26 protein-coding genes are annotated in these 26,001 nt (G+C 68.2%); 10 read left to right on the forward strand and 16 right to left on the reverse strand.

What is annotated here, in order from left to right:
- Nucleotides 1-176: 176 nt before the first annotated feature.
- Nucleotides 177-1,613, reverse strand: a complete 1,437-nt coding sequence (pyk, locus tag WS57_RS31970; RefSeq protein ID WP_009687785.1) for a pyruvate kinase — start codon at nucleotides 1,611-1,613, stop codon at nucleotides 177-179.
- Between pyk and WS57_RS38225 the strand changes: the two genes are divergently transcribed.
- Entirely contained in the window at nucleotides 1,612-1,740 is a 129-nt protein-coding gene (locus WS57_RS38225) for a hypothetical protein (protein ID WP_257786278.1), read from the forward strand. The two genes, pyk and WS57_RS38225, sit on opposite strands and share 2 nt — an antisense overlap.
- A gap of 157 nt (nucleotides 1,741-1,897) precedes the next feature.
- Here WS57_RS38225 and WS57_RS31975 read toward each other — a convergent pair whose 3' ends face one another.
- The 3 genes from WS57_RS31975 to WS57_RS31985 form a co-directional block, all read right to left on the reverse strand.
- Nucleotides 1,898-3,094 (reverse strand): phosphoglycerate kinase, encoded by a 1,197-nt coding sequence (locus tag WS57_RS31975; protein ID WP_009694974.1) that lies wholly within the window; start codon nucleotides 3,092-3,094, stop codon nucleotides 1,898-1,900.
- A 279-nt stretch (nucleotides 3,095-3,373) separates the two neighbouring features.
- Nucleotides 3,374-3,697: an AzlD domain-containing protein gene (locus WS57_RS31980; protein ID WP_059513424.1), complete on the reverse strand. Its 324-nt coding sequence runs from the start codon at nucleotides 3,695-3,697 to the stop codon at nucleotides 3,374-3,376.
- Nucleotides 3,694-4,449 carry an AzlC family ABC transporter permease gene (locus tag WS57_RS31985; RefSeq protein ID WP_069245303.1) on the reverse strand — a complete coding sequence of 252 codons (756 nt, stop codon included), beginning with the start codon at nucleotides 4,447-4,449 and terminating at the stop codon, nucleotides 3,694-3,696. Before WS57_RS31985 ends, WS57_RS31980 begins: the two co-directional genes overlap by 4 nt.
- 194 nt (nucleotides 4,450-4,643) lie before the next feature.
- On the opposite strand from WS57_RS31985, the gene WS57_RS31990 reads away from it, so the two are divergent.
- The 6 genes from WS57_RS31990 to WS57_RS32015 all read left to right on the forward strand — a co-directional run bounded on the left by WS57_RS31990 (nucleotide 4,644) and on the right by WS57_RS32015 (nucleotide 9,197).
- Nucleotides 4,644-5,567: a branched-chain amino acid transaminase gene (locus tag WS57_RS31990; protein WP_009694970.1), complete on the forward strand. Its 924-nt coding sequence runs from the start codon at nucleotides 4,644-4,646 to the stop codon at nucleotides 5,565-5,567.
- 50 nt (nucleotides 5,568-5,617) lie between these two features.
- Entirely contained in the window at nucleotides 5,618-5,812 is a 195-nt protein-coding gene (locus tag WS57_RS31995; RefSeq protein WP_009694969.1) for a zinc-finger domain-containing protein, read from the forward strand.
- Nucleotides 5,813-5,953: 141 nt separating this feature from the next.
- Complete coding sequence (waaF, locus tag WS57_RS32000) at nucleotides 5,954-6,991, forward strand: lipopolysaccharide heptosyltransferase II (protein ID WP_009694968.1); 1,038 nt, start codon at nucleotides 5,954-5,956, stop codon at nucleotides 6,989-6,991.
- A 115-nt stretch (nucleotides 6,992-7,106) separates the two neighbouring features.
- The gene (locus tag WS57_RS32005) at nucleotides 7,107-7,553 is read left to right on the forward strand and encodes a nuclear transport factor 2 family protein (protein ID WP_009694967.1); all 447 of its coding nucleotides are present in this window, start codon (nucleotides 7,107-7,109) and stop codon (nucleotides 7,551-7,553) included.
- A gap of 26 nt (nucleotides 7,554-7,579) precedes the next feature.
- Nucleotides 7,580-8,617, forward strand: coding sequence for a YheT family hydrolase (locus WS57_RS32010; protein ID WP_040128088.1), 1,038 nt, complete (start codon nucleotides 7,580-7,582; stop codon nucleotides 8,615-8,617).
- Nucleotides 8,610-9,197 (forward strand): DUF2946 family protein, encoded by a 588-nt coding sequence (locus WS57_RS32015; protein ID WP_069245304.1) that lies wholly within the window; start codon nucleotides 8,610-8,612, stop codon nucleotides 9,195-9,197. The genes WS57_RS32010 and WS57_RS32015 overlap by 8 nt, the downstream gene beginning before the upstream one ends.
- 39 nt (nucleotides 9,198-9,236) lie before the next feature.
- Here the strand turns inward: WS57_RS32015 and WS57_RS32020 are convergent, their stop codons facing one another.
- On the reverse strand, nucleotides 9,237-10,922 hold the full coding sequence (locus tag WS57_RS32020) for a M48 family metalloprotease (protein WP_069245305.1): 1,686 nt from the start codon (nucleotides 10,920-10,922) through the stop codon (nucleotides 9,237-9,239).
- Between the two features lie 327 nt (nucleotides 10,923-11,249).
- Here WS57_RS32020 and moaC point away from each other — a divergent pair, with 327 nt between their 5' ends.
- Nucleotides 11,250-11,729, forward strand: a complete 480-nt coding sequence (gene moaC / locus WS57_RS32025; protein WP_009688107.1) for a cyclic pyranopterin monophosphate synthase MoaC — start codon at nucleotides 11,250-11,252, stop codon at nucleotides 11,727-11,729.
- 73 nt (nucleotides 11,730-11,802) lie between these two features.
- Here moaC and WS57_RS32030 read toward each other — a convergent pair whose 3' ends face one another.
- Nucleotides 11,803-12,258, reverse strand: coding sequence for a cupin domain-containing protein (locus tag WS57_RS32030; protein WP_059513419.1), 456 nt, complete (start codon nucleotides 12,256-12,258; stop codon nucleotides 11,803-11,805).
- Between the two features lie 189 nt (nucleotides 12,259-12,447).
- Between WS57_RS32030 and WS57_RS32035 the strand changes: the two genes are divergently transcribed.
- Both WS57_RS32035 and WS57_RS32040 read left to right on the forward strand, forming a co-directional pair.
- On the forward strand, nucleotides 12,448-13,686 hold the full coding sequence (locus WS57_RS32035; protein WP_230949723.1) for a WD40/YVTN/BNR-like repeat-containing protein: 1,239 nt from the start codon (nucleotides 12,448-12,450) through the stop codon (nucleotides 13,684-13,686).
- Between the two features lie 145 nt (nucleotides 13,687-13,831).
- Entirely contained in the window at nucleotides 13,832-15,025 is a 1,194-nt protein-coding gene (locus tag WS57_RS32040; protein ID WP_069245306.1) for a hypothetical protein, read from the forward strand.
- A gap of 160 nt (nucleotides 15,026-15,185) precedes the next feature.
- On the opposite strand, the gene WS57_RS32045 is transcribed toward WS57_RS32040, so the two are convergent.
- The 10 genes from WS57_RS32045 to recA all read right to left on the reverse strand — a co-directional run bounded on the left by WS57_RS32045 (nucleotide 15,186) and on the right by recA (nucleotide 25,911).
- On the reverse strand, nucleotides 15,186-15,536 hold the full coding sequence (locus WS57_RS32045) for a TonB family protein (protein ID WP_009688111.1): 351 nt from the start codon (nucleotides 15,534-15,536) through the stop codon (nucleotides 15,186-15,188).
- 409 nt (nucleotides 15,537-15,945) lie between these two features.
- Nucleotides 15,946-17,727: a PglL family O-oligosaccharyltransferase gene (locus WS57_RS32050; protein ID WP_069245307.1), complete on the reverse strand. Its 1,782-nt coding sequence runs from the start codon at nucleotides 17,725-17,727 to the stop codon at nucleotides 15,946-15,948.
- A 144-nt stretch (nucleotides 17,728-17,871) separates the two neighbouring features.
- Nucleotides 17,872-18,468: a pilin gene (locus WS57_RS32055; protein WP_069245508.1), complete on the reverse strand. Its 597-nt coding sequence runs from the start codon at nucleotides 18,466-18,468 to the stop codon at nucleotides 17,872-17,874.
- Nucleotides 18,469-18,568: 100 nt separating this feature from the next.
- Entirely contained in the window at nucleotides 18,569-19,273 is a 705-nt protein-coding gene (locus WS57_RS32060) for a TerC family protein (protein ID WP_040128099.1), read from the reverse strand.
- A 185-nt stretch (nucleotides 19,274-19,458) separates the two neighbouring features.
- Nucleotides 19,459-20,922, reverse strand: coding sequence for an IS1182 family transposase (locus WS57_RS32065; RefSeq protein ID WP_155741224.1), 1,464 nt, complete (start codon nucleotides 20,920-20,922; stop codon nucleotides 19,459-19,461).
- A gap of 100 nt (nucleotides 20,923-21,022) precedes the next feature.
- The gene (sucD, locus tag WS57_RS32070; RefSeq protein WP_009694254.1) at nucleotides 21,023-21,904 is read right to left on the reverse strand and encodes a succinate--CoA ligase subunit alpha; all 882 of its coding nucleotides are present in this window, start codon (nucleotides 21,902-21,904) and stop codon (nucleotides 21,023-21,025) included.
- A gap of 67 nt (nucleotides 21,905-21,971) precedes the next feature.
- Nucleotides 21,972-23,138 (reverse strand): ADP-forming succinate--CoA ligase subunit beta, encoded by a 1,167-nt coding sequence (gene sucC / locus WS57_RS32075; RefSeq protein ID WP_009694255.1) that lies wholly within the window; start codon nucleotides 23,136-23,138, stop codon nucleotides 21,972-21,974.
- Nucleotides 23,139-23,207: 69 nt separating this feature from the next.
- The gene (locus WS57_RS32080; protein ID WP_009694256.1) at nucleotides 23,208-23,816 is read right to left on the reverse strand and encodes a DUF2889 domain-containing protein; all 609 of its coding nucleotides are present in this window, start codon (nucleotides 23,814-23,816) and stop codon (nucleotides 23,208-23,210) included.
- Between the two features lie 146 nt (nucleotides 23,817-23,962).
- On the reverse strand, nucleotides 23,963-24,838 hold the full coding sequence (gene recX / locus WS57_RS32085; protein WP_009694257.1) for a recombination regulator RecX: 876 nt from the start codon (nucleotides 24,836-24,838) through the stop codon (nucleotides 23,963-23,965).
- A complete protein-coding gene (recA, locus tag WS57_RS32090; protein WP_006398386.1) occupies nucleotides 24,838-25,911 on the reverse strand; it encodes a recombinase RecA in 1,074 nt (357 codons plus the stop codon). Before recA ends, recX begins: the two co-directional genes overlap by 1 nt.
- Nucleotides 25,912-26,001 lie beyond the last annotated feature (90 nt).

Raw genomic sequence — 26,001 nt, forward strand, 5'->3', positions numbered from 1 at the left:
GAATCCGACCGCCCGGCGGCGCTCGCTCGCAATTTGTTACGTTCGCACGGCACAATGCGGGCAAAAAGAAGAAAAAAAGCCGCGCGGGGCGTCGCACCCCGCGCGGCTTTCGTCGAAAAACGGCGCCAGATCGACCCGGATCGGCGCGCCGGGCCGGGCAAATGCCCGGTCGGTGCTCAATAGTGCTCGCCGACGCGCACGATCTTCAGCGTGTTGGTGCCGCCCGCCTGCCCCATCGGCTCGCCGACCGTCAGCACGACCATGTCGCCGTGCTGCACGTAGCCCTGCTTGACGACGATCTCGAGCGCGGCCTGCAGCGCCGAGTCGCGGTCGCTGTTGAAGTCGACGTGCAGCGGCGTCACGTTGCGGTACAGCGCCATCGTGCGCTCGCTGCCGACGCGCGGCGTCAGCGCGAAGATCGGCACGTGCGTGTAGTGACGCGACATCCACAGCGCGGTCGCGCCCGATTCGGTCAGCGCGACGATCGCCTTCGCGCCGAGGTGGTATGCCGTAAACAGCGCGCCCATCGCGATCGACTGGTCGATCCGCGTGAACGTGCGGTCGAGGAAATCCTTGTCCAGCTCGACCTGCTCCGATTTTTCCGCCTCGACGCACACGGCCGCCATCGTCTCGATCGTGACGACCGGATACTTGCCGGCGGCCGTCTCGGCCGACAGCATCACCGCGTCGGTGCCGTCGAGCACCGCGTTCGCGACGTCCGACACTTCCGCGCGGGTCGGCACCGGCGCGTGGATCATCGATTCCATCATCTGCGTCGCGGTGATCACGAGCTTGTTCGACTCGCGCGCCATCCGGATCATCCGCTTCTGCAGCGCCGGCACGGCCGCGTTGCCCACTTCCACCGCGAGGTCGCCGCGCGCGACCATGATGCCGTCGGACGCGTCCAGGATGCTTTGCAGCGCCGGAATCGCTTCCGCGCGCTCGATCTTCGCGATCATCTTCGGCTTGATGCCGTACGGCGCGCCCGCGATGTTCGCGAGCTGGCGCGCCATTTCCATGTCGGTCGCGTTCTTCGGGAACGACACCGCGACCAGGTCCGCGCCGAGCGACATCGCGGTGCGGATGTCCTCCATGTCCTTCGCGGTCAGCGCCGGTGCCGACAGGCCGCCGCCCTGGCGGTTGATGCCCTTGTTGTTCGACAGCTCGCCGCCGACCTTGACGATCGTATGGATCTCGTCGCCGAGCACGCGCTCGACGGTCAGCACGATCAGGCCGTCGTTCAGCAGCAGCAGGTCGCCCGGCTTCAGGTCGCGCGGCAGTTCCTTGTAGTCGAGGCCGACGCGATCGTCGTTGCCCAGCTCGCAGCCCGCGTCGAGGATGAACGGCTGGCCCGGCGTCAGCGTGGTCTTGCCGTTCTCGAACTTGCCGACGCGAATCTTCGGCCCCTGGAGGTCGGCCATGATCGCGATCTCGCGGCCGACCTTGCGGGCGGCCTCGCGCACCATCTCGGCGCGCTGGCGGTGATCATCGGCCGTGCCGTGAGAAAAATTGAGACGCACGACGTCGAGGCCCGCCTGCATCATCTGCAGCAGAATCTCCGGCGAACTGGAGGCCGGGCCGATCGTGGCGACTATCTTGGTGGCGCGCTGCATGAAACTCCTCATCTGGATCAAGGTGGGTGCGCTGGGTGAAACGCTGCGAGAGCCGGACGCGGCGGGCCCAGCGGCGGCCGCTCCGGGGGGCGTGCCGGTGCTTGCGCCCGGCATCGCTTTGTTCTGAATCTCGTGGTGTGGCACGGCCGCGTCGCCGGCAGCCGCCGGTGCGCGCGGGGCGGTGTTCGCCCGCGCGGGCGCGCGTTTGCGCTTGCCCGCGCCGGCCGCCGGCTCCGCTTTCGCGGAGCGCGCGGCCTTGTTCGCCCCTGCGCGCGCCGCCACGCTCAGGCCGCCCGCGTTTCCAGCACTTCCACCGCCGGCAGCTTCTTCCCCTCGAGGAACTCGAGGAAGGCGCCGCCGCCCGTCGAGATGTAGCTGACCTGGTCGTGGATGCCGTACTTCGCGATGGCCGCCAGCGTGTCGCCGCCGCCTGCGATCGAGAACGCGGACGACTTGGCGATCGCTTCGGCGAGCGTCTTCGTGCCGTTGCCGAACTGGTCGAACTCGAACACGCCGACCGGACCGTTCCAGACGATCGTGCCGGCCTTCTCGAGCTGGCTCGCGAGCGCCTTCGCGGTGTCGGGGCCGATGTCGAGGATCATGTCGTCGGCCTCGATGTCGGCGACCTGCTTCACCGTGGCCGCGGCCGTCGGCGAGAATTCCTTCGCGGTGACGACGTCGGTCGGGATCGGCACCGACGCGCCGCGCTTGCGCGCTTCGTCGATGATCGCCTTCGCCTCGGCGACGAGATCGGCTTCCGCGAGCGACTTGCCGATCGACAGGCCGGCCGCGAGCATGAAGGTGTTCGCGATGCCGCCGCCGACGATCAGCTGGTCGACCTTCTCGGCCAGCGACTTCAGGATCGTCAGCTTGGTCGACACCTTCGAGCCGGCGACGATCGCCACCAGCGGGCGCGCCGGGTTGCCGAGCGCCTTGCCGAGCGCATCGAGCTCGGCCGCGAGCAGCGGGCCCGCGCACGCGACCGGCGCGTATTTCGCGATCCCGTGGGTGGTCGCTTCCGCGCGGTGCGCGGTGCCGAACGCGTCGTTCACGTACACGTCGCAGAGCTTCGCCATCTTCTGCGCGAGTTCGTCCGAGTTCTTCTTCTCGCCCTTGTTCACGCGGCAGTTCTCGAGCAGCACGACCTGGCCCGGCGCGACGTTCACGCCGTTCTCGACCCAGTTCGCGACCAGCGGCACGTCGCGGCCGAGCAGTTCCGACAGGCGCTTGGCGACCGGCGCGAGCGAGTCTTCCGGCTTGAACTCGCCTTCGGTCGGACGGCCGAGGTGCGACGTGACCATCACGGCCGCGCCGGCATCGAGCGCCGCCTTGATGGCCGGCACCGACGCGCGCACGCGCGTGTCCTCGGTGATGTTGCCGTGATCGTCCTGCGGGACGTTCAGGTCGGCGCGGATGAACACCCGCTTGCCGGCGAGCTGGCCGGCGGCGATCAGGTCGGTAAGACGCTTGACTTGGCTCATGTTGAACAGGTTGAAGTAGTGGATGGGGAAAGGGGGTTCACGCTGGACGTGCGCGGGCTGCCGCGAAAGGGCGCCGGATGCGGCCGTGGCTGGCGGTTCGCATGACGCGCACGGGTAAAAAATCTCGAACGGGCATTCTAGCCGATCCACCCGGCACACTGGCTCGTGCCGCCGCGAATTCCGCCTATTTGGGATCCGGCGGGTGAAAACGTCCGATGCTGCGGCGCAGCATCGAGGCGCGCCGGCGGCCCGCGCACGACCGGCCGGGCCGCCGGCCCGTCAGGCGACCAGCCGCAACACGGTGAACACGATCATGCCGACGACGATCGTGCCGAGCATGCTGCGCCGCCACATGAACCAGCCGAAGCCGGCGAGCGCCGCATAGAACGGATGGTTGGACAGCGCGAACGACAGCCCGGCCGGGGTTTCGAGCACGTCGGGCAACACCACGGCGACCAGCGCCGCCGCGGGCGCATAGCGCAACGCGCGCTGGGCGCGCTCGGGCAGCACGGTGCGCTCGCCGCCGATCAGGAACAGCGCGCGCGTGACGGCCGTGACGATCGTCATCCCGATGATGACGACCCAGATCTCCACGGCGCTCATTCGATCTCCTTTTCGTGCACGGTTTCGGTGCGGATGCGCCGCCAGTCGGCCCGCTCGACGAAGAAATCGGCCGTGCAGCCGGCCGCGAGCGCGCTCAGCACCGCGAGCGGCAGCGCGAGCCGATACGGCAGGTCGAACGCGACCAGCGACACGATGCCGGCGACCACGACGGCGGCCAGCGTCGAGCGGTTCGCGACCGCCGACACCATGATCGGGATCAGCGCGAGCGTGCCGGCCAGCTCGAGCCCCCAGCTCGCGGGGAAGAAGCTCGCGAGCAGGATCCCGGCCAGCGACGACACCTGCCACGACACCCAGCTCGCGAGCGCCATCCCCCAGAAGTAGGCTTCCTTGCCCGGCACGTGGCCGTTCGCGAAGCCCTGTTTCTGGAACAGCAGATAGATCACGTCGCCGTTGAAATAGCCGATCGCGAGGCGCCGCCACAGCGGCAGGTAGGAAAAATGGGGCGCAAGCCCGGCGCTGAAGATCACGAAGCGCGTATTGACCATCGCGGCCGTCAGCAGGACGGTCCAGGTCGGCAGCTTGGCGGCGAGCAGCGGCAGCACCGCGAGCTGCGACGAGCCCGCGTAGACGAGCAGCGACATCGCGCTCGCCTGCCCGAGCGTCATCACCGACTGGCTCATCGCGATGCCGGTCACGAGCCCCCACGACAGGATCGCCATCAGCGTCGGGGAATAGTCGCGCGCGCCCTGGATCAGCGCGAAACGGTCGGTGGCGGACAATCGAGCGAGCATGGGAAAGCGGGCCGCGGCGGGCGGTTCGTCGGGGCCCCGGCGCCTCCTGCCGGCACGGCCCGTCGTTATTGGAATCGGTGCCGGACGATTATAGCGCCGGCCCCGCGCCGACCGACCGGGTTCCCGCCAAATGACGCTAAAATATGCGTCTTTCCGGCTCAACGCTGCACACAACCGCATCCCAGGAGAATCCTATGTCAATGGCCGACCGCGACGGCAAGATCTGGATGGACGGCAAGCTGATCGACTGGCGCGACGCCACGATCCACGTCCTGACCCATACGCTGCACTACGGCATGGGCGTCTTCGAGGGCGTGCGCGCATACAAGACGGCCGACGGCAGCACCGCGATCTTCCGCCTGCGCGAGCACACGAAGCGCCTGCTGAACTCGGCGAAGATCTTCCAGATGGACGTGCCGTTCGACCAGGAAACGCTCGAAGCCGCGCAGTGCGCGGTCGTGCGCGAGAACAAGCTCGAGTCGTGCTACCTGCGCCCGATCATCTGGGTCGGCTCGGAAAAGCTCGGCGTGTCGGCCAAGGGCAACACGATCCACGTCGCGATCGCGGCGTGGCCCTGGGGCGCCTATCTCGGCGAGGACGGCCTCGCGAAGGGCATCCGCGTGAAGACCTCGTCGTTCACGCGCCACCACGTGAACGTGTCGATGGTGCGCGCCAAGGCGTCGGGCTGGTACGTGAACTCGATCCTCGCGAACCAGGAAGCGACGGCCGACGGCTACGACGAGGCGCTGCTGCTCGACGTCGACGGCTACGTGTCCGAAGGCTCCGGCGAGAACTTCTTCCTCGTGAACAACGGCAAGGTCTACACGCCCGACCTCGCATCGTGCCTCGACGGCATCACGCGCGACACGGTCATCACGCTCGCGCGCGACGCCGGCATCGAGGTGATCGAGAAGCGCATCACGCGCGACGAGGTCTACACGGCGGACGAAGCATTCTTCACCGGCACGGCCGCCGAAGTCACGCCGATCCGCGAACTCGACAACCGCACGATCGGCAGCGGCGCGCGCGGCCCGATCACCGAAAAGCTCCAGTCGGCGTTTTTCGATATCGTGTCGGGCAAGAACGCGAAGTACGCGCACTGGCTGACGAAGGTCTGAGCGCGCCGCGCGACCGACCGCCCCACAAAAGAGTGATAAGAGAAAGTCTCATGAGTGAAATCAAGGAAATGCCGCTGGTCGAGCTGACGGCCAAGGACCTTCCCGCCTATTGCCCGAACCCGGCCATGACGCGCTGGAGCGCGCATCCGCGCGTGTTCATCGACGTGTCGCACGGCGAGGCGCGCTGCCCGTACTGCGGCACGCGCTACAAGCTGCGCGACGGCGAGGTGGTCAAGGGCCACTGAGCCCGTGCGGCCGGGCTCGCCGGCCCGCCCACCCGCGAGGCGGCGCAGCCGGAAGCCCGGCGCGCTGCCCTTTCCCCATTCTGACAACCCGAACGCGGCGCCTGCGCGCCGTGCTTCATTACGACATCGGAAATCGACCTGATGCGTCGAGCGCTGGTTATCGCACCGAACTGGATCGGTGACGCATTGATGGCGCAGCCGCTCTTTGCGCTGCTGAAGAAACTCCATCCCCGCATCGCGATCGATGCCGTCGCGCCCACCTGGGTCGCGCCGGTGCTCGAGCGGATGCCCGAGATCCACGATGTCTACGCGACCGACCTCGCGCACGGCAAGCTGCAGCTGCTACGCCGCTGGCAGCTCGCGAGCGACCTGCGCGACGTCGGCTACGACGCGGCCTACGTGCTGCCGAACTCGCTGAAGTCGGCGGTGATCCCGTGGCTCGCGAACATCCCGCTGCGGATCGGCTATACGGGCGAGCACCGCTACGGGCTGTTGAACGTGCGGCACGCGAATCCCGACAAGTCCGCCGAACGGCCGCCGATGACGACGCACTACGCGGCGCTCGCGTATGCGCCGGGCGCGAAGCTGCCCGAGTCGATGAAGACGCTGCCGCCGCCGCGCCTCGACGCCGACCTGAACGAGACGGCGCGCGTGTCCGCGCGCTTCAACCTCGACACGCGCAAGCCGCTGGTGGTGTTCTGCCCGGGCGCGGAATACGGCCCGGCCAAGCGCTGGCCGCCCGAGCATTTCGCGTCGCTCGCCACCATCGTCCACCAGTCGTTCCCGTATACGCAGATCGTCGCGCTCGGCTCGCAGAAGGACGCGGCCGCCGCGCAGGCGATCGCCGATCACGCACCGAACGTGCGCAACCTGTGCGGGCAGACCTCGCTGTCCGAGGCGTGCGCGCTGATCGCGCGCGCAAACGCGGTCGTGACCAACGATTCGGGGCTGATGCACGTCGCGGCCGCGCTGCGCCGGCCGCTCGTCGCGCTGTACGGATCGACCGATCCGCGCCACACCCCTCCGCTGTCGGACCTGGCGAAGGTACAATGGCTGCATCTCGAATGCAGTCCCTGCTTCGAACGCGAGTGCCCGCTCGGCCACCTGAAGTGCCTGCGCGAACTCGGCCCGGAACAGGTATTCGGCGATTTGCGCGGCATGCTCGTCGGGCAGCGCTGACCTTGACCGGCGGCGTCGCACGGCGCGCCGGGCAATCCGATTCACCGGTGTGCGGCGGCCCCATCCGGGCCGCCGCGCTGAATACGGCGCGCGACGCGCGCGAGAGACAACCCCGATGCCACGTTTTGCCCGCCTTTTCGAAGCTGCCGCCGATACGCTGAACGCCTTCTACCAGGCCGTCGCCGATGCCAATCTCGACGCGCTGCTGGCGTTGTGGATCGACGAGGATTTCGCCAGCTGCGTGTGGGCGGACGGCGAGCATCTGCACGGCCTCGACCAGATCCGCAGCGGGCTCGCGAGCCGGCTCGCGACGCGGCCGGTGACGATCGAGCCGCTCGACATCCGCGTGTACGACAGCCTCGGCACGGTCGTCTATACGATCGCCGAAGCGCATCAGCAGGCCGACCTGACGGCCGACCCGGACATGGTTTTCGCGACGTACGTGATGATCCACGAACGCGGCGAATGGCGCATCGCGCATATCCACGCGAGCCCGATTCCCGAACAGGCGGCCGGGCAGTTCGCCGCCAAGATCCGTCACGGGCAGGGCCCGCTGCACTGACGGAACACGAAGAACGCGGGGCGATCATGAGTACGGCTTCTCCGCCCACATCGCCGCTGGACGGGGCTCACGCCCCAGACGACGACATCCTGCGCTATCGCGCGCCGCGCTGGCTGCCGAGCAGCCATGCGCAAACCATCGTGCCCGCGCTGTTCGCGCGGCGTCCCGTCGTCGCGTACCGACGCGAGCGATGGGAAACCCCCGACCACGACTTCATCGACCTCGACTGGATCGCGCACCTCGACAGCGCGGCGCCGCCGCCCGATGCGCCGCTGTTCGTGCTGTTCCACGGCCTCGAGGGCAGTTCCGGCTCGCACTACGCGCTCGCGATGATGGCCGCCGCGCGCGCGAAAGGCTGGCATGGCGTGGTGCCGCACTTCCGCAGCTGCAGCGGCGAGATCAACCGCCTGCCGCGCTTCTATCACCTCGCGGACAGCGCCGAAGTCGACTGGATCCTGCACCGGCTCGCCGCGCAGCATCGCGGGCCGCTGCTCGCGGCCGGCGTCTCGCTCGGCGGCAACGTGCTGCTGCGCTGGCTCGGCGAGCACCGCAGCGACACGTCGATCGTGCGCGCGGCCGCCGCGATCTCGACGCCGATCGACGTCCATGCGGGCGGCCGCGCGCTGTCACAGGGCTTCTCGATGGTCTATACGCGCAGCTTCCTGAAGACGCTGAAGCGCAAGGCGCTCGCGAAGCTGGTCCAGTATCCGGGGCTGTTCGATCGCGAGGCGATGCTGCACGCGGTGACGATGCGCGACTTCGACGAGGTCGTGACCGCGCCGCTGCACGGTTTTGCGAACGCGGACGACTACTGGACGCAGGCGACCACGCGTCCGCTGCTGCCGGCGATCGACGTGCCGACGCTGATCCTCAACGCCCGCAACGATCCGTTCCTGCCCGAATGGGCGCTGCCCGGCCCGGCCGACGTGTCGCCGGCCGTCGAGCTCGACCAGCCCGCGCACGGCGGTCACGCGGGATTCATGACCGGGCCGTTCCCCGGCCGCCTCGACTGGCTGTCGGCGCGGGTGTTCGGCTATTGCTCGAAATTCGTCGACCATGGATGAAATCGTCAGACAGGCGCTCGCGAAGTGGCCGAACGTCCCGCACTGCACCGGCTGGCTGCTGCTCGACCGGCGCGGCGAATGGCGGCTGCGCGACGACGCCGCGCAGGCCGCCGGCGAACTCGGCTCGCCGATCCGGCACGCGGCGCTGAACGCGTTCATCGGCCGCAACTACGAATGCGACGCGCACGGCCAGTGGTTTTTCCAGAACGGCCCGCAGCGCGTGTATGTCGAACTCGCGTATACGCCGTGGATCGTGCGGCTTGCCGAGCGCGACGGACAGCTGTCGCTTGCCGACCATACGGGCGCCCCGTTCGAGCCTGCTGCCGCGTGGCTCGACGATGCGGGCGGCGTGCTGTTCGCCGACGCGGGCACGCCGCCGCGCGTCGCGGCGCTGCACGATCACGATCTCGGCTTGTTCGCCGATCACGCGGGCCTCGACGCGACGCCGCCCGTGCTGCGCTGGCGCCGCGATCGCACGCTGCCGCTCGGCAATATCGCCGGCGTCGACGTGCCGGCGCGGTTCGGGTTCGTCACGAGTCCGGCGAAGCGCGCGCACGAAGCGGGCGACGACGGCCGCTGACGGGCCTGCCCGGCCGCCCTTCCCGCTTCGGGGGCGCCGCTAGCCGCGGCCGTTCTTCTCGTCGTCGCGTTCTTCCTTGTAGCGCGCCTCGAATTCCAGCAGGCGGGCGCCGATCATCGACTGCTCGTAGAACGACACGTCCTTCGCGTCGCGCGCCTCCTTCAACTGGCGAATCGCCGACGGCCACGCGCCGTCGAGCGCGAGCTTTTCCGCGAGCGCGCGCCGCCGCGCCAGCACGTCGCCCTTGCCGTCGCTCGCCTTCGCGAGGTAGTCCCACCAGTCCGGCTGCTCCGGGTCGGCCTTGGCCTGCGCGCGGGCGAGCGTCTGCGCTTCGGCGAAGCGGCGCGCGGCGATCAGCGCCTGCAGATGCGCGACGATCGCCGCGTGCGAGGCCGGCCAGCGCCGCTGCGCGAGCGCCGCGAGCCGCACCGCGTCGTCGGTTCGCCCTGCGCGGCGCGCGAGGTCCGCGGCGAGCACGTCGAGGCTCGGCGAACTGGTCGCCGATTCGCCTTCGCGGCGCGCGCGCGCGTCGAACGCGGCGCGCGCCGCCGCCAGCGCCTGGCCGGCCGCGTCGTACTGGCCGAGCAGCGTGTTCGCGAGCGCGATGCCGTACCAGTTCGCCGCGACGTTCGGCGCCGTGCGCTCGTCGATCTCCAGCTGCATCCGGTGCGCTTCGGCCGCGATGTCGTTCGGCGCGCGATTCTGCAGGATACGCAGCCGCGCGCGCACGAATCCGTATTCGGACGACTGGCGCGGCTGCCGGTACGGCGCGCGGCGCGCGCGGTCTTCCATGTCGGCGATCCGCTCGCCCGTCAGCGGGTGGGTGCGCGCATAGGCCGGCACGCCCGCGTCGCCCATCGACGCCCGTTCGAGCCGCTCGAAGAAGCTCGGCATCCCGTACGGGTCGTAGCCGGCGCCCGCGAGCAGCTGGAAGCCGACGCGGTCGGCCTCGCGTTCGGCCGAGCGCGAGAACCGCAGCTGGTTGTCGACCGCGTACGCCTGCCCGCCCATCGCGATCGCGCTGCCGAGGTCACCGCTGCGCGCGAGCACGCCCGCCAGCACGCCGAGCAGCATCGTCGCGAGCGCCGTGTAGCCGGTCTTCTGGTTCGCACCGATCATCCGCGCGATGTGCCGCTGCAGTACGTGGCCCATCTCATGGCCGATCACCGACGCGAGTTCCGATTCCGTCTGCGTCGTCACGACGAGCCCGCTGTTGATGCCGATGAAGCCGCCCGGCATCGAGAATGCGTTGATCTGCGGATCGCGCACCGGAAACAGCTCGAAGTCCGGCGCATAGCCGCCGATGAAGCGTGCGGAAGCCGCCGCCGCGAGTTGCTTCGCGATACCGTTCAGGTAGTCGCGCACGAGCCAGTCGTCGAGATAGTCGGGGTCGCGCCGCACCTCGCGCATCACGCGCTCGCCGAGCTTGCGCTCGGCCTGCGGCGTCATCGCGCCGCCGGAGCCATCGCCGAGGTCCGGCAGCTCGAGCGCGCGCAGCGGCGCCCGCAGGCTCGCGGCGGGCGCCGACGCGCCGTCGGCGCCCGAGAACCGGCTGTCCGCGCCGCCGTAGGTGCCGAATACGCCGGGCGCGATGCCGGACGGCACCGTGGAGATCGACGTGGAACCGGCGCCCGCCGGTTCGAGCGGCGGCGCCTGTGCGAAGCCGTCCGGCGGCAGCGCGAGCGCCGCCGACAGCGACAGGGCAAGCAACTGTTTGACACGCATGGCAGGATGAATGCGACGCCGCCCCGTGCGCCGGGCCCGGATCGCGGCGTTTGGTCTGATTTGAATATCGTGGTCATTGTACCGGCGCCGCCGCGCCTGTCCTGCGACGCACGCGCGCGATCTGCGCACCCGGCGGCGCGCACGCCGCTGCTATGATAGGCGCCCGTCGAAACCCCGCACGAGACCGCGGCGCGCGCCGGCGCCGGCGGATTGTCGGCATAGGCGCCGGGCGCCGATGCGGCAGGCGCCGACGCCTCGGATGCGGCGCGCGGATCGACCGCCGCAGCAGGCGCTCGCGCGCCCCGCACCGTTCCACTGGAGCATGACATGTCAGGACTTACCCATTTCGATGCCGCCGGCCACGCGCACATGGTCGACGTCGGCGGCAAGCAGGAAACGCAGCGCATCGCGGTGGCGCGCGGCACGATCCGGATGCTGCCCGCGACGTTCGCGCTGATCCGCGACGGCAAGGCGAAGAAAGGCGACGTGCTCGGCGTCGCGCGCATCGCGGCGATCCAGGGCGCCAAACGCACGGCCGACCTCATTCCGCTCTGCCATCCGCTCGCGCTGACGCGCGTGGCCGTCGACTTCGAACTCGACGACGCACTGCCGGGCGTGCACTGCGCCGTGCAGGTCGAGACGTTCGGGCGCACCGGCGTCGAGATGGAGGCGCTGACCGCGGTGCAGGTCGGGCTGTTGACCGTCTACGACATGTGCAAGGCGGTCGATCGCGGGATGGTGATCACCGATGTGAGCGTGCGCGAGAAGCGCGGCGGGAAGTCGGGGGACTGGAAGGCGGAGGATTGAGGGGTTGTCTCGACCGGGCAGGCCGTCGCGCGCCGTTGCGGCGCGAGCGGCCTCGCGGATCGCCGGCTGACGATTACCGGTCCCGATCGACGAACACCTTGTTCGCCCCCGACTTGTACAGGCGCTTGCCCTGCTTCGGGTAATCGCACACATCGTGTTCCGGCCGGTCGCCGGCGACGATGTAGACGAGCGGAACGTCGCCGGTATTCAGCATCGTGTGCGCCGCGCCGCCTCGCGGGAATCCCATGAAGTCGCCGGGCCCGATCGCGCAGGTCTGTCCGTCGATGATCGCGACGCCGGTGCCGGAAAGGATGTACACGCATTCTTCCGCATGGAGATGCCGGTGATATTCGGTGGACTCGCAGCCCGGCATCAGCGTCATCAGATGGAAGCCGAGCTGCGTCAGTCCCGTGCGGTCGCCCGGCGATCGCTTCAGGCGGACGGCACGCTCGTTCAGCGGATGCACGGATCGCTCCGGCTCCATCGCCGCGATGTCGGCGGCCCTCAATAGTTCGTGCGGATCGTTCATCGTCTGCCGGGTTCGAAGGGGGAAAGCGTCGATGCGGACGGGATGCCGCCGATTGTAGCCAGTCGTCTGCGCATCGGGAATCCGTTCCTGCGACCCCGGACGCGATCGCCGTTTCGCGCCGCAACGGTTACCATCGCGCGAACCGCTCTCCTCCAACGAACACGCCCGCGCGACCGCCGCCGAACCGACATGCCATCAGACAAGCGCCGAAAATGGCTCGCAGCCGGCCTCGTTGCACTGGCGATCGCGACCTACGGATACGTCCGCACGACGACGCACTGGGAGACGATCACGACCTTCGCGCCCGGCGATGCGCGCTATCGCGGCGGCAATTTCCGCGTCAGGGGCAGCGAGATCATGAGCATCGCGCTCGCGCTGCCCGAGGTGACGTTCAAGTCGCTGCCCGAGCAACCGCACCCACAGCGCGCCGAGCCGACCGAAGCGTGGATGAACGATACCGGCGAGTTGCTGAATCGCATGACGGTCAGCTTCTTTCGCGGCACCGTCGACGACGGCATGCAGCGACTTTTCCGTCAGCCGGGCCAGCATGCGGCGTGGTGGGCCTCGACGGACTGGGCCGTGCAGTTCGTCGGCACGTCGTGGATCGATTACAAGTCGGCCGAAGGGCAGACCGGCGATGCGCCGCAAACCACGCGGCTGTGGAAAACCGTCGATGGCGGACGGACCTGGGCGCAGCTTCCCTGGCCCGAACAGCAGGACATCGACCGCCTGCTGTTCGTCGACCCGCAGCGCGGCTATGCCGCCGGCGGCGGCCCGCGCGTCTGGCGGACGGCCGACGGCGGTGCGACATGGCAGGCGATCGACGTATCGGCCGCTGCACGCGTCGCCGGGCAACCGCGCCGGCACTTCGATGCGATCAACCTCGGCCCGGACAGCGTGCTGCGCATCGCGTACCACGTCGGGCCGACCGCCGACGCGCCTGCGCACGGCGTCGTCGCCCGGCTCGACTGGGGACGATCCGCCTTCGTGACCGATACCGTGCTGCCGCGCCAGACCGTCATCCATCTCGACGCCGCGCCCGGTCCGGCCGCGCCTTACGCGCTGTATGCGCTGTCGCATCCGGACCAGCCGCAGAACGGCGAGGCCCGTGACGGCAGCCGCCGCACCGGCGTTCTCTCGACCTGGACGAACGCCGACCCGGCCGCCGTGCGGCAACTGCGCACTTTCGACAAAAAGCTGGCGCTCGACGGCCTGGCCGCCGGTCGGGACGGCGTGCTGCTCGTCTTCGCGACCGATCCGAATTCGGCCAGCGGCGGCGCGCCGATCGACCTCTTGTTCAGCAGCACCGATGCGGGCAAGTCGTGGCAACAGGCGAGCGGCCAGGCGGCCCAGGGCGGCTACTTCGACGCGCAGACCAACACGCTGTACGCGCTGTCCGCGTCCGCGCTGAGGAAGCGGACGTTCTGAGCCGGGTGTGCCGCGTGCGGCCGTGCGCGCCGAACGCGCATACGGGCGCTGCGACTCGCGCCGTCCGGCTAGAATGCGCAGGCCTCGTGCACGCGAGCGCCGGCCGCCGCACGAAACATTCCGCCCCCACCAAGAAGAAAAACCGATGAAGAACCTGCTGAAGCGCGCCGCCGTCGCGCTCTCCGTTGCCTGCGCGACACCCGTCGCCGCGTTCGCGGCCGGCGCCTGCCCCGCCGCCGATACCACCGCGCGCGCGGCGATCGACGCGCAGCACCGCCTGCAACAGGTCCGCAACCCGCAAGGTGAAGGCGCGGACAACGTCGACGTGTCGCCGCCGCTGCGTGACGCGCTGCGCGCGTACAAGCAGGCGCTCGTCGGCGCGCTCGACGCGCGGCTCGCCTGCAGCGACGAGAACGTCGAGCCGGCCGCGCTGCAACGCACGCTCGCAGCCGCGCTTGGCATGCCCGCCCAGCGTACCGAACCGAAAACCGGCGAATCGGCGTTCGGCCGCAATCCGGACATCGGCGTCGTACGCGACGGCACGTCGCGCCCGCTGCTGTTCGTGCGTACCGGCTTCGACATTCCGTGCGGCGACGACAACCTGCTCACCGCCTACGCGTGGGAAAACGGCGGCTGGCGCCGCGTGCTGCGCTGGCAGGCCGGCGACTACAAGGACATCGGCGGCGTGTTCCGGTTCGCGGCGCTGCCCGGCGGGCAGGTCACGGTTGTCCACGGTACGCCGTGGTGCTCGTCGCGCTGGAGCCGGTTCGGCGTGGACGTGATCGCGCCGGCCGATGGCGCCGCCGCGCAACGCACGCTGTTCCATGCCGAACACGCGTACGTGCTCGACGACAACGCGATCCGGTTCAAGGTCCGCCCCGACGGCTTCGAGCTGCGCGCGACGGTGGGCTCGCTCGACACCGACGTGATGACGCGGCCCGGCATCTTCCGCTATCGCGTGGACGGCGACACCGTGCACCGCGTGCAGCCGGTGTCGGTCAACGGCCGCGATTTCGTCGACGAATGGCTGAAAACGGACGACGCGCTCGCGCGCGAATGGAGCGAACCCTCGGCCGCGGCGGCCGCGCTGAAGGCGCGACAGTCGTTCAACACGGAAATGAAGGCGCCCGACATCGGGTTCGCGTACGGTCCGGTGCGCGGATGCTCGGACAGCAAGGACCGCTATCAGGTCGAACTCGACCTGACGGGCAAGACCGGGGAGACGGTTGCGAAGCGCTATGCGCTGATTCGCCAGGAGCGCAACGGTTTCACGATGCTCGGGTTGCGCAATGCGGCCGACCCCGCCTGTCGCGGCGCAAACCTGATGCCGCAGCACTGAAGATCGGTCGCGCCGGATCGGCGGCCGGCCGTGAGACGGTGTGGTCGACGGTCAGGCCGGCGCCCGGTCGCGGGCGAGCGAAACGGCGATCGCACGATCGCATAACGATCGCATCAAGCACCTGCGGCGCAGACTCGGCGTCACGCGCCGCTTGCGACGCTCAGTCGCCGCGCCGCGGCTCGAACACGAACGGTTGCGTCAGCAGGAACGGATTCGCGGTGGCGCCCGTCTGCACGCAGGTCGCGTGCGTCATCGCCTCGACGGCCGCGCGATCCGCCGCCGCATTGCGGCTGCTGGTCGTGACCGTCACGTTCTGGGCTTCGCCGGCCGTCGTCATCAGCGCGCGGACCAGCACCGTCGCCGGACGCGTGAGCGGCTTCGCGGTGTCGGGATAGACGGCGCGCGGGATGTGACAGGTGAGCTTGCTTTCCTGCGACGACGACAGCATCGCGCAGCCGGAAAACAGCATCGCGACGGCGGGCAGGATCAGGAGGGTCGAGCGAGTAGCCATGGTCGAATATCGTTATTCAATGCGGTTCCGGACGAGCGCCGCGCGACGACCGGCCCTTGCCCGGCCCGCATCGCGTGCGCCGCATTGCGCCGCGGCCATCGGACCGGCGCCCCGTTACGGCCGCGCGGCCGCTCGATGCGAGGCCGCGATCCTTCTCGTCTGGTGCCCCGAAGCGCTCGGGAGGCGACATGCACGCCGATCGTGCCACGCAAGCCGATACACGATCGCATTCGCGCATTGTGCACGCGCCGCCCGGCGCATGGCGGCGATTTGACAATGGTTGACGGTGAATCGCACCGTGTTCCGCCGAACTCCATGCGATTCGCGAAGTAATCGGCGGCCTCTGCAGCGGCGACGGGCCGTCAGCGCGGTCGACACCGGGAACGCCCGCCCCGGCGCCCGCGACGCGTCAATCGTCGGAATCGTCCTCGTCGGAGTCGTCGGCGGCGTCCGGCGCGACCTCCCCGTACTTCGCAGCCACCGCCGCCCGGAATGCCTTCAGCGCGGGCTGCTGGTCGCACAGCTTGTACAGCGCGGCCAGTTGCGCCGGCCAGTCCTTCAGTTCCTTCGCAAATACCTGCAGCCGCGCGACGGTATCGAGCGCGTCAGCCTCGCGCCCGTCGAGCGCCTGCAGCACCGCATAGCGGCGCAGCACCGTCTCGCCCGGCAGCAGCGCGATCGCGCGTTCGTGCGCGGCCAGCTTGGCGGGCAAATCGTCCGGCGAGATCGGCAGCAGCGTCGCCGCGCCGTAATCGCCCCATGCACCGAACAGTAGCGACGGCGAATCGCGATACTGCGCGGCCGGATCGTTGCCGTAGTACAGCACCTCCGCGCGCTGGTAGTCGCGCAGCACCGGCACGGTCGCGAGCAGGCCGCCGAACGACAACACCGCAAACAGGCCGAACGCGGCGCTACCCGGCACGACGCGCAGCGGCTTCACCTCGAGCAGGCCGATCACGAACATCGCCGGCAGCAGGAAGAACATGTATTGCTGCGGATACTCGACCAGCGCATGCATCAGCAGGATGCCGATCAGCGCGAAGCCGAACACGCGCGTGCTCGACTGCGGCGCGCGCACCGCGCGCACGAACCACATCACGAGCGTGACGACCAGCACGCCGAGGCCGACCAGGCCGGACTTCGCGAGCAGGTCGATGAAGATGTCGTGCGAGTTGTTCGCGATCTCGACGCCGCCGAGCGCGCGCACCAGCGCGAACTGGTGCGACGGGAATTCGCCCCAGCCGACGCCGAGCAGCGGGTGCTCGCGGAACATCGCCAGCCCGTACTTCCACAGGGCGAGGCGCGGTGCGATCTGCCCCGCGTCGCGCATCCGGTCGGCCGCCGACTCCGCGAGGCCCAGATGGAAATGCACGTTGGCCCAGCGCACGCCGACGTTCACCGCGACGAACACGGCCGCGAGCGCAACCGGCATCAGCCACGCGCGCGCATTGCCCGGCACGCGGCGCGATTCGAGCCACGCCATCCAGAAACCGGCGACGACCATCACCGCGACCTGCAGCCACGGGCCGCGCGACACCGTCAGCGCGAGGCCGACCGACAGCACGGCCGACAGCACGAGCCACGCCCATGCCGGGAGCCGGCGCGTCTGCACGAGATACAGCGCGCCGGCGAGCGCGAACGCGATATAGCTCGCGAGGTGGTTCGCCTGCGCCATGTTGCCGTACGGACGGCGATCGACCGCGATGTTGTACACCACGACGAACGGCGACATCGCCGATTCGAGGTGGAACAACTGCGCGATCTGGCACGCGACCGCGAACACGCCGCCGATCAGCAGCGCCCCCGCCATCATCCGCGCGACCGCCTCGGCCAGCCCGTCGCGCGCGAGCGTGAAGCCCGCCTGCATCGCGACCAGCGCGGCCGCCAGATAGCCGACCGCCAGCCAGTTCATCGACGGCACCTTCAGCGGCATCAGCGCGACCTGCGCGACGAGCACCGCCGCGAAGCCGAGCGGCGCGACGAATGCGGTCGGCGCGGCGAACGGCTGGGCCTGCGGGCCCGTCCGCGCGAGCAGGACGACCGAAATCCCCAGCAGCAGGTACAGCACCAGCGCGGAATATTCCGAGTAGAAAGTCGGGATCGGATACGTGTGATTGGTGATCGCATACGGCACGATCAGCGCGACAGCCAGTGCAATGAGCGGCAACGAACGGGAAAAAGTAGAAGGCATGAGCGAACCGGATGTCAGCAACCGGCGCACTATACAAAACTTTGCCCGCTCTGTGCGGAGCGGCCGCGACACCCCGCGACGGGGTGCGACCCGCGCGCCACGCGATTCCGTCGCCCGGCGCGCCGCCCGACGGCAGCTCGGGCGCTATGCGCGACATTCCGCCGGCGCGTATTTCGCCGGCAGCGTCGCGGCGTCGGCCGGCAGCGGCCCCGCGCCGGGCGCCGGCAGCGACGACGCCGCCTTGCCGGCCGCAAAGCATTCCCACGCGATCGCCCCGGCCTGCGTCGCCCCCTTCTTCAGCGGCACGCGCCCGGTCGGCGCATCGGGCTTGTCCGGCGCGGACGGCACCAGCACGAGCGTATTCGCGCCGGCCGCGGCCACGCGCGGCGTAAACGCCACCGTAATCTGTCCCGTGTCGGCGTCGATGCGCACGGATTCGACGTTGCGGGTCGCGGCCGGCGGGCTGTAGCCGCCGTCGAGGCCCGCGCCGCTCGCCGCGTTGTCGGCGACCGCCAGCCGGGCGGACGACGCGAGCGCAAGCCCCTCGCCGACCCGCGACCGCGCGAGGTAATCCTGATAGGCGGGAATCGCATAGGCCGCGACCACGCCGACGATCGCCAGCACGATCATCAACTCGATCAGCGTGAAACCGGCCGGCCACCAGCGGCGCGCGGGACGGCGCGCGCGCCGCAGATCGGCGGCCACGCGACGGAACAGGGCAACGGAAAAGGCTTCGAACATGACGGGCTCCGGAAACGAAAAACGCCTGCCGGTAACAGCAGGCGTTTCGATCGTAGCCAGCAGGCCGCGCAACCGACATTCGGCCGGACGGCCAGTATCGTCAGTGCGCGCGCGTCGCGCCGCGGTGCCGCCGGAGCGCATAGCCGGCCGCCATGACGAACAGCGCGCCCGCGGCGCTCGCGCCGTAGACCGCGGCGGGCGTGTCGAGCACCGGCCAGCGGTCGCCGACCGGATCGTGCACGATCAGCCCGCCGGCGATCCAGCCAAGCAGCCCCGCGCCGGCCGCCACGACCACGGGGAAGCGGTCGAGCAGCTTGAGCACCAGCGTGCTGCCCCACACGATGATCGGCACGCTGACGACCAGCCCGAAGATCACGAGCGCAATCCGGTGCGACGGATCGGCCTGCTCGGCCGCGCCGGCGATCGCGATCACGTTGTCGAGGCTCATCACCGCGTCGGCGATCACGATCGTCTTTACTGCATCCCACAGCCGATCGGCCGGCTTGATGTCGTCGTGCGCATCGGCGGCAGGCGCCATCAGCTTGATGCCGATCCACAGCAGCAGCAGGCCGCCGCCGAGCTTCAGGAACGGCACGTCGAGCAGCACGACCGCGAACGAGATCAGTACGACACGCAGCAGGATCGCGCCCGCGGTGCCCCAGACGACGCCGCGCAGCCGCTGGTTCGCCGGCAGGTTGCGGCACGCGAGCGCGATCACGACCGCGTTGTCGCCGCCGAGCAGGATGTCGATGATGACGATCTGGAGCACGGCGCCCCAGTGCAACGACGTCAGGAATTCGAGCATGGCCGATGAGGTGCGGGGCAGCGGCCGCCCGACGGGCGGCCCGGTTCATTGCCGGCACATGCACGACGCATGCCCGGAACTTACAAATGGATTGCGCGAGCATAACAAAAAACGCCGGCAAGGCCGGCGTCAGATTGCTGACGAACCCCACGTTTTTGGAAGCGTGGGGTTTTGTCTTTCTGGGATCAGGATTGCGAGCTCGCCGCGAGCGGGTAGTCGAAGCTGCAGCGCAAACCGCTCACCAGACGCAGCAGCATGCGCACGAAGCGCCAATCGGGACCCGCTGGCCCCTTTTTCCGCTTCCGCGCCACCAGCATCGCGATCTTCTTGATGTTCTGCGCCGCCGCGGCCAGCAAGCACTGCTCGGCCACCTTGCGTAGCCCACGCATACGCGCATAACGGTGCCCATGCAGTTGCTTGGCATCGGCGAAGCTACGCTCCACCGTCTCCTTGCGCCGCGCGTAAATGCGTTGGCCCCATTCGGTCAAGCGCCGCGCGTCCACCTTCTCCTTGGCGCGCTCCCACACGTGGCGCGTCACCACCTTCACCGCGTTCGCACTGTTCGTGCACTGCGCGCGTACCGGGCAACGCCGGCAGATCTGCGGGTTGGATTTGTATTCCCGGTAGCCGACTCGATTGGTCGTGCTGTAAGGCAGTGCCTGCCCCTGCGGGCACACGTATTCGTTGCGATACGCGTCGTACTTGAACTGCCGTTTGTAGAACATGCCCGGCTTGTGGTTCGGCGTGCGATAGCCCATCACCCCGGCAATCCCTCGCTCCTCCAGCCCCTGGCACACCGCCGGCGTGAAGTAGCCCGCATCCAGCCCCACCGCATCGACCTTGAACTCGAAGCGCTCGCGCTGCCGATCCAGCCGATCCAGATACGGCTGGCTGTCGTGCACCGAGGCCGGCGTCACATGCGTATCGGTGATGATCGCGTGCCGGGCATCCACCGTGCGGTGGTCCAGATAGAAGAACCCTTTGGGCTTGTCGTCCCGAACCATGTAGCCGCTGTCCGGATCGGTTCGGCTGATCTTGGTGTCCTTGCTCGGCGGCGGCTCGTCGTCGTCGCGATCCAGCGGCTTCTTGCCATGCGCGGCCCGGTCCGCATCCACCGCCGCATTCAGCGCCTCCGTGTACGCCGCAGGCGTCTGCTCCAGCTTCACGACATCAAACTTGCCTTTGTTCGCATTCGCCTTCAGGTGCGTGCTGTCGGTGTACAGCACCCGACCATCGACCAACCCGCGCTTCATTGCCTGCCGCACGATCTCGTCGAAGATCTCCTGATACACCACCGTGTCCGGGAAGCGGCGGCGGCGATTCTGCGAGAACGTCGACGCATCCGGCACCTTGTCGGTCAGCCGGAACCGCGCGAACCACCGATAGGCGACGTTGACCTGGACCTCACGCATCAGTTGCCGCTCGCTGCCCACCCCAAACAGGTAGCCGATGAACAGCAGCTTGAACATCACCACGGGATCGAGCGCTGGCCGCCCGTTATCCGCGCAATACAGATGCGCCACCTTCGCGCGGATGAACTCGAAATCCACCGCCGCGTCGATCTGGCGCAGCAGGTGGTCCTTCGGCACGAGTTCCTCGAGCGTCACCATCTCGAGTTCGTGCTGCGTGGGCATGGGCGTCTTCAGCATCACGCCATTAAAAAACAAAACCCCCGCACTTGGCGAGGGTTTGTCAGCAATCTGACGCCGGCAAGGCCGGCGTTTTCTGCATGACGAAACCAGACGGAATTTACAGCGCCTTCTTCAGCAGACGGCCCATTTCCGACGGGTTGCGCGTGACGGTGATGCCGCACGCTTCCATGATTTCCAGCTTCGCAGCGGCCGTATCCGCACCGCCCGAGATCAGCGCGCCGGCGTGGCCCATGCGCTTGCCCGGGGGCGCCGTGACGCCCGCGATGAAGCCGACAACCGGCTTCTTCATGTTGTCCTTGATCCACTGCGCGGCGTTCGCCTCGTCCGGACCGCCGATTTCGCCGATCATCACGACCGCATCCGTGTCCGGATCGTCGTTGAACATCTTCATGACGTCGATGTGCTTCAGACCGTTGATCGGGTCGCCGCCGATACCGACTGCCGACGACTGGCCGAGGCCGAGCGCGGTCAGCTGCGCAACGGCTTCATACGTCAGCGTGCCCGAACGCGACACGACGCCGATGCGGCCCTTGCGGTGGATGTGGCCCGGCATGATGCCGATCTTCAGTTCGTCCGGCGTGATCGTGCCCGGGCAGTTCGGCCCGAGCAGCAGCGTCTTGCGGCCTTCGCGACGCATGCGGTCCTTCACTTCGATCATGTCGCGCACGGGGATGCCTTCCGTGATGCAGATCGCGAGATCGAGATCGGCTTCGACCGCTTCCCAGATCGCAGCAGCAGCGCCTGCCGGCGGAACGTAGATGACCGACACGGTCGCGCCGGTTTCTTCCTTCGCTTCCTTGACGCTTGCGTAGATCGGAATGCCTTCGAAATCTTCGCCGGCCTTCTTCGGGTTCACGCCCGCGACGAATGCTTCGCGGCCGTTTGCGTATTCACGGCAGGCACGCGTGTGGAACTGGCCGGTCTTGCCGGTGATGCCCTGCGTGATGACCTTCGTGTCCTTGTTGATCAGAATCGACATGTATTTTGACCTCTGTTCATTGGCGTCGCGTGCAAGCCGCGCCGCCATGCGTGTTCATTGAGCGCGCTTACTTGCCTTCGGCAGCCGCGACAACCTTCTGCGCAGCCTCTTCCATGCTGTCCGCCGAGATGATCGGCAGGCCCGATTCGGCCAGCATCTTCTTGCCGAGGTCTTCGTTCGTGCCCTTCATGCGCACGACCAGCGGCACGTTCAGGTTCACGGCCTTCGAACCCGCGATCACGCCTTCCGCGATCACGTCGCAGCGCATGATGCCGCCGAAGATGTTCACGAGGATCGCCTTCAGGTCCGGGTTCTTCAGCATCAGCTTGAACGCCTCGGTGACCTTCTCGGTCGTCGCGCCACCGCCGACGTCCAGGAAGTTCGCCGGCTCGCCGCCGAACAGCTTGATCGTGTCCATCGTCGCCATCGCGAGGCCTGCGCCGTTCACGAGGCAGCCGATGTTGCCGTCGAGCGAGATGTACGCGAGGTCGAACTTCGACGCTTCGATTTCAGCCGGATCTTCTTCGTCCAGGTCGCGGTACGCGACGATTTCCGGGTGGCGGAACAGCGCGTTCGAGTCGAAGTTGAACTTCGCGTCGAGCGCGGTGACCTTGCCGTCGCCGGAGACGTTCAGCGGGTTGATTTCAGCCAGCGATGCGTCGGTTTCCCAGAATGCCTTGTACAGGCCTTGCAGGATCGCGCGCGCTTGCGGAATCGAGGCAGCCGGCACGCCGATCTTCGCGGCGAGGTCGTCGGCCTGCGCGTCGAGCAGGCCCGTCGACGGCTCGACGATGACCTTGTGGATCAACTCCGGGTGCTTTTCGGCGACTTCTTCGATGTCCATGCCGCCTTCGCTCGAACCCATCAGGACGATCTTCTGCGACACGCGATCGACGACGAGGCTGACATACAGTTCCTGCTTGATGTCCGCGCCTTCCTCGATCAGCAGGCGGTTCACCTTCTGGCCTTCCGGGCCCGTCTGGTGCGTGACCAGCTGCATGCCGAGGATCTGGTTCGCGTACTCGCGAACCTGCTCGATCGACTTCGCAACCTTCACGCCACCGCCCTTGCCACGGCCACCCGCGTGGATCTGAGCCTTGACGACCCACACCGGGCCGCCGAGCTCTTCTGCCACCTTGACGGCTTCGTCAACCGAGAACGCCGGCTTGCCGCGCGGTACCGCGACTCCGAATTTCCGCAGGATTTCCTTACCCTGGTACTCGTGAATCTTCATGCGTGATTCCCTTCAGTCTGAGAGTTGGATGAAAAGTCGCTTAAGGACGCTTCTTCGAATGATTTCCGTTCATTCCTTCGTGCTGCCTTCACCGGGCGCGTCCGGCCGGCTCGCGCCATACCAGCGCGGGTAGAACTGCCGCACGACCTCGCCGTCGAACCGCAGCGCACGGCAGCGGCCGAGCTGGAAAGGCGGTTCGTCGTGCGCGCCGTCGTGATCCGGCCCTTCGCCGCCCTCCTCGCGCACGTTCCATACCTCGCCGGCAAACGCCTGGATCGCCGCCGTCGGCAGCACGGCGCACAGTTCGGTGAGGTGGGAACAGCCGGCGACGCCCGACAGCAGCCGGTTCGCATCGCGACGGAAATTGCGGAAGAGATTGAGCCCGATGAGGGCCCGATAGGCGGGAGGGGCGGATTGACACTGACCGGGATATGGCACCCATTCCGAAGACGCTTCGGCGTCGACGACATTGAGGTCACGATCGATGGTCACGCGCAGCCAGAGTTCATGAATCGGCAGGCCCTGGGGCCGGATGCCCGACGCAAGCGCGACATCGCGCGGCTTGTGGTCGGTCAGGCAGGCTTCGATGTCCCACAGGCCGTCATCGCGCTCGTAAGCGTCCGCTCGGATTGCGCGTCGATGTCGCAACTGACGGGGCACGGGCTCGGATAGCGGCATGCTGGAGGTTGAGGCCGAAGAGGAAAACCCATGGATTTTAGCATATTGGGTATTTGTGACAGTCGGACGCGAAGGCGGGTATTCCCCTCTGTCGGGAAACGGTTGCATTGCAGCAAAATCGCGCGTCACGCGCGCGACCGGTCGCGTCAGTCGTCGATCGGAAAATCGTCGCCGACTTTCAGCAACTTCACGATGGTCGCGCTCGAGAAGCCGCGCGCGGCAAGAAAGCGTGCCTGCTTCGCCCGTTCGGCCGGCGTTTGCGGCAGTGCACCGAATTTCTTGCGCCAGACGGCCTGCGCGCGCGCCCATTCGGTCTCGCGAAGCTGCGCATTCACCTCCTCGACGAGTGCGTCGCCGACCGCGTGACGCTTCAGCTCGCTGACGATCCGCGCGACGCCGACACGCGACGCGCGACGATGCACGAGGCTCTCCGCGAAGCGCGCATCGGACAGCCAGCCCTCCTTCTCCAGCGCATCGAGCACGGGCTCGACCGATTCGTCGTCGCCGACGTAAGGCGCGAGCTTGCGCGCGAGTTCGGCGCGGCTGTATTCGCGGCGGGACAGATAGCCGAGCGCGCGCCCCTTCAGTGAGCGCGGCGGTTTCGACGAGTGCTTGCGTTCGGGCGTATCGGCAGCGTCGCCGGAAGACGAGGATGCGCCGCCCGCACGGCGGGTGCGGCGCGGATGCTGGCTGCTGCGTGTATAGACGTCTTCCCGTGCCGGCGCCGATGCATCGGCGGCACCGGATGTGCGATCGTGCGGGAAGCTGACGCCGGACACGCGCCGGCGGGAACGATCGTGCGCATCGAACGATTCGTCGTCGTCGAACGGATCATCGGGTGCGCTGATCTCAAACGAAACGAGGGCATCGTCGGATGCCCTCGCTGCGGTGCGGCCTGCGGCATCGCTGCCTGCAAGCCGCCGATTGGCGCCCGAGGGTTCGGCCTGCCGGCCGGAGCGATGCGCCGATTCGGGCGTATCGCTCTGCTCCGGTTCGCCAGCCCGACCTCGGCGCCCCACCATCACTCTTCTTCGTCCATCGCCTCGGCTTCGTCGTGGCCTGCGCCATCCGGCATCGCGGCAACGCCGAGCGATTCACGAATGCGGTTCTCGATCTCGCGCGCGATTTCCGGATTCTCGCGCAGGAATTCACGCGCGTTGTCCTTGCCCTGACCGATCTTCTCGCCGTTGTAGCTGTACCAGGCGCCCGCCTTGTCGACGATCTTCGCCTGCACGCCGAGATCGATGATCTCGCCCTGGCGCGAAATGCCTTCGCCATACAGGATGTCGAAGATCGCTTCGCGGAACGGCGGCGACACCTTGTTCTTGACGACCTTCACGCGCGTTTCGTTGCCGATCACCTCGTCGTTCTTCTTGATCGAGCCGATCCGGCGGATGTCGAGACGCACCGACGAATAGAACTTGAGCGCGTTGCCGCCCGTCGTGGTTTCCGGGTTGCCGAACATCACGCCGATCTTCATCCGGATCTGGTTGATGAAGATCACGAGGCAGTTCGTGCGCTTGATCGTGCCCGTCAGCTTGCGCAGCGCCTGCGACATCAGGCGGGCCTGCAGGCCCGGCAGCGAATCGCCCATCTCGCCTTCGATTTCGGCCTTCGGCACGAGCGCCGCGACCGAGTCGATGACGATCATGTCGATCGAGCCCGAGCGCACCAGCGCGTCGGTGATTTCGAGCGCCTGCTCGCCGGTGTCCGGCTGCGAGATCAGCAGATCCGGCACGTTCACGCCGAGCTTCGCCGCATATTGAACGTCGAGCGCGTGCTCGGCGTCGATGAAGGCTGCCGTGCCGCCCAGCTTCTGCAGCTCGGCGATGACCTGCAGCGTCAGCGTGGTTTTACCGGACGATTCCGGGCCGTAGATCTCGACCACGCGGCCGCGCGGCAGGCCGCCGACGCCGAGCGCGATATCGAGGCCGAGCGAGCCCGTGGACACGACCTGGATGTCCTCGGCCGCTTCGCCGTCGCCCATGCGCATGATCGACCCTTTGCCGAACTGCTTCTCGATCTGCGCGAGTGCGGCGGCCAGCGCCTTGCTCTTCTCGGCGGTCATCCCGGAGCCTTTCTTGCTTTCTTCCATGAATCGTCCTTTGCTATGATGAGCAGCGTCTGTCAGAGGCGCGCCTGCGATCAGGCGCTGCCCACGAATGCAGACACTGTATAAAAAAAC

Origin of the sequence: Burkholderia pseudomultivorans (assembly GCF_001718415.1) — a bacterium.
GTDB lineage: Bacteria > Pseudomonadota > Gammaproteobacteria > Burkholderiales > Burkholderiaceae > Burkholderia > Burkholderia pseudomultivorans_A.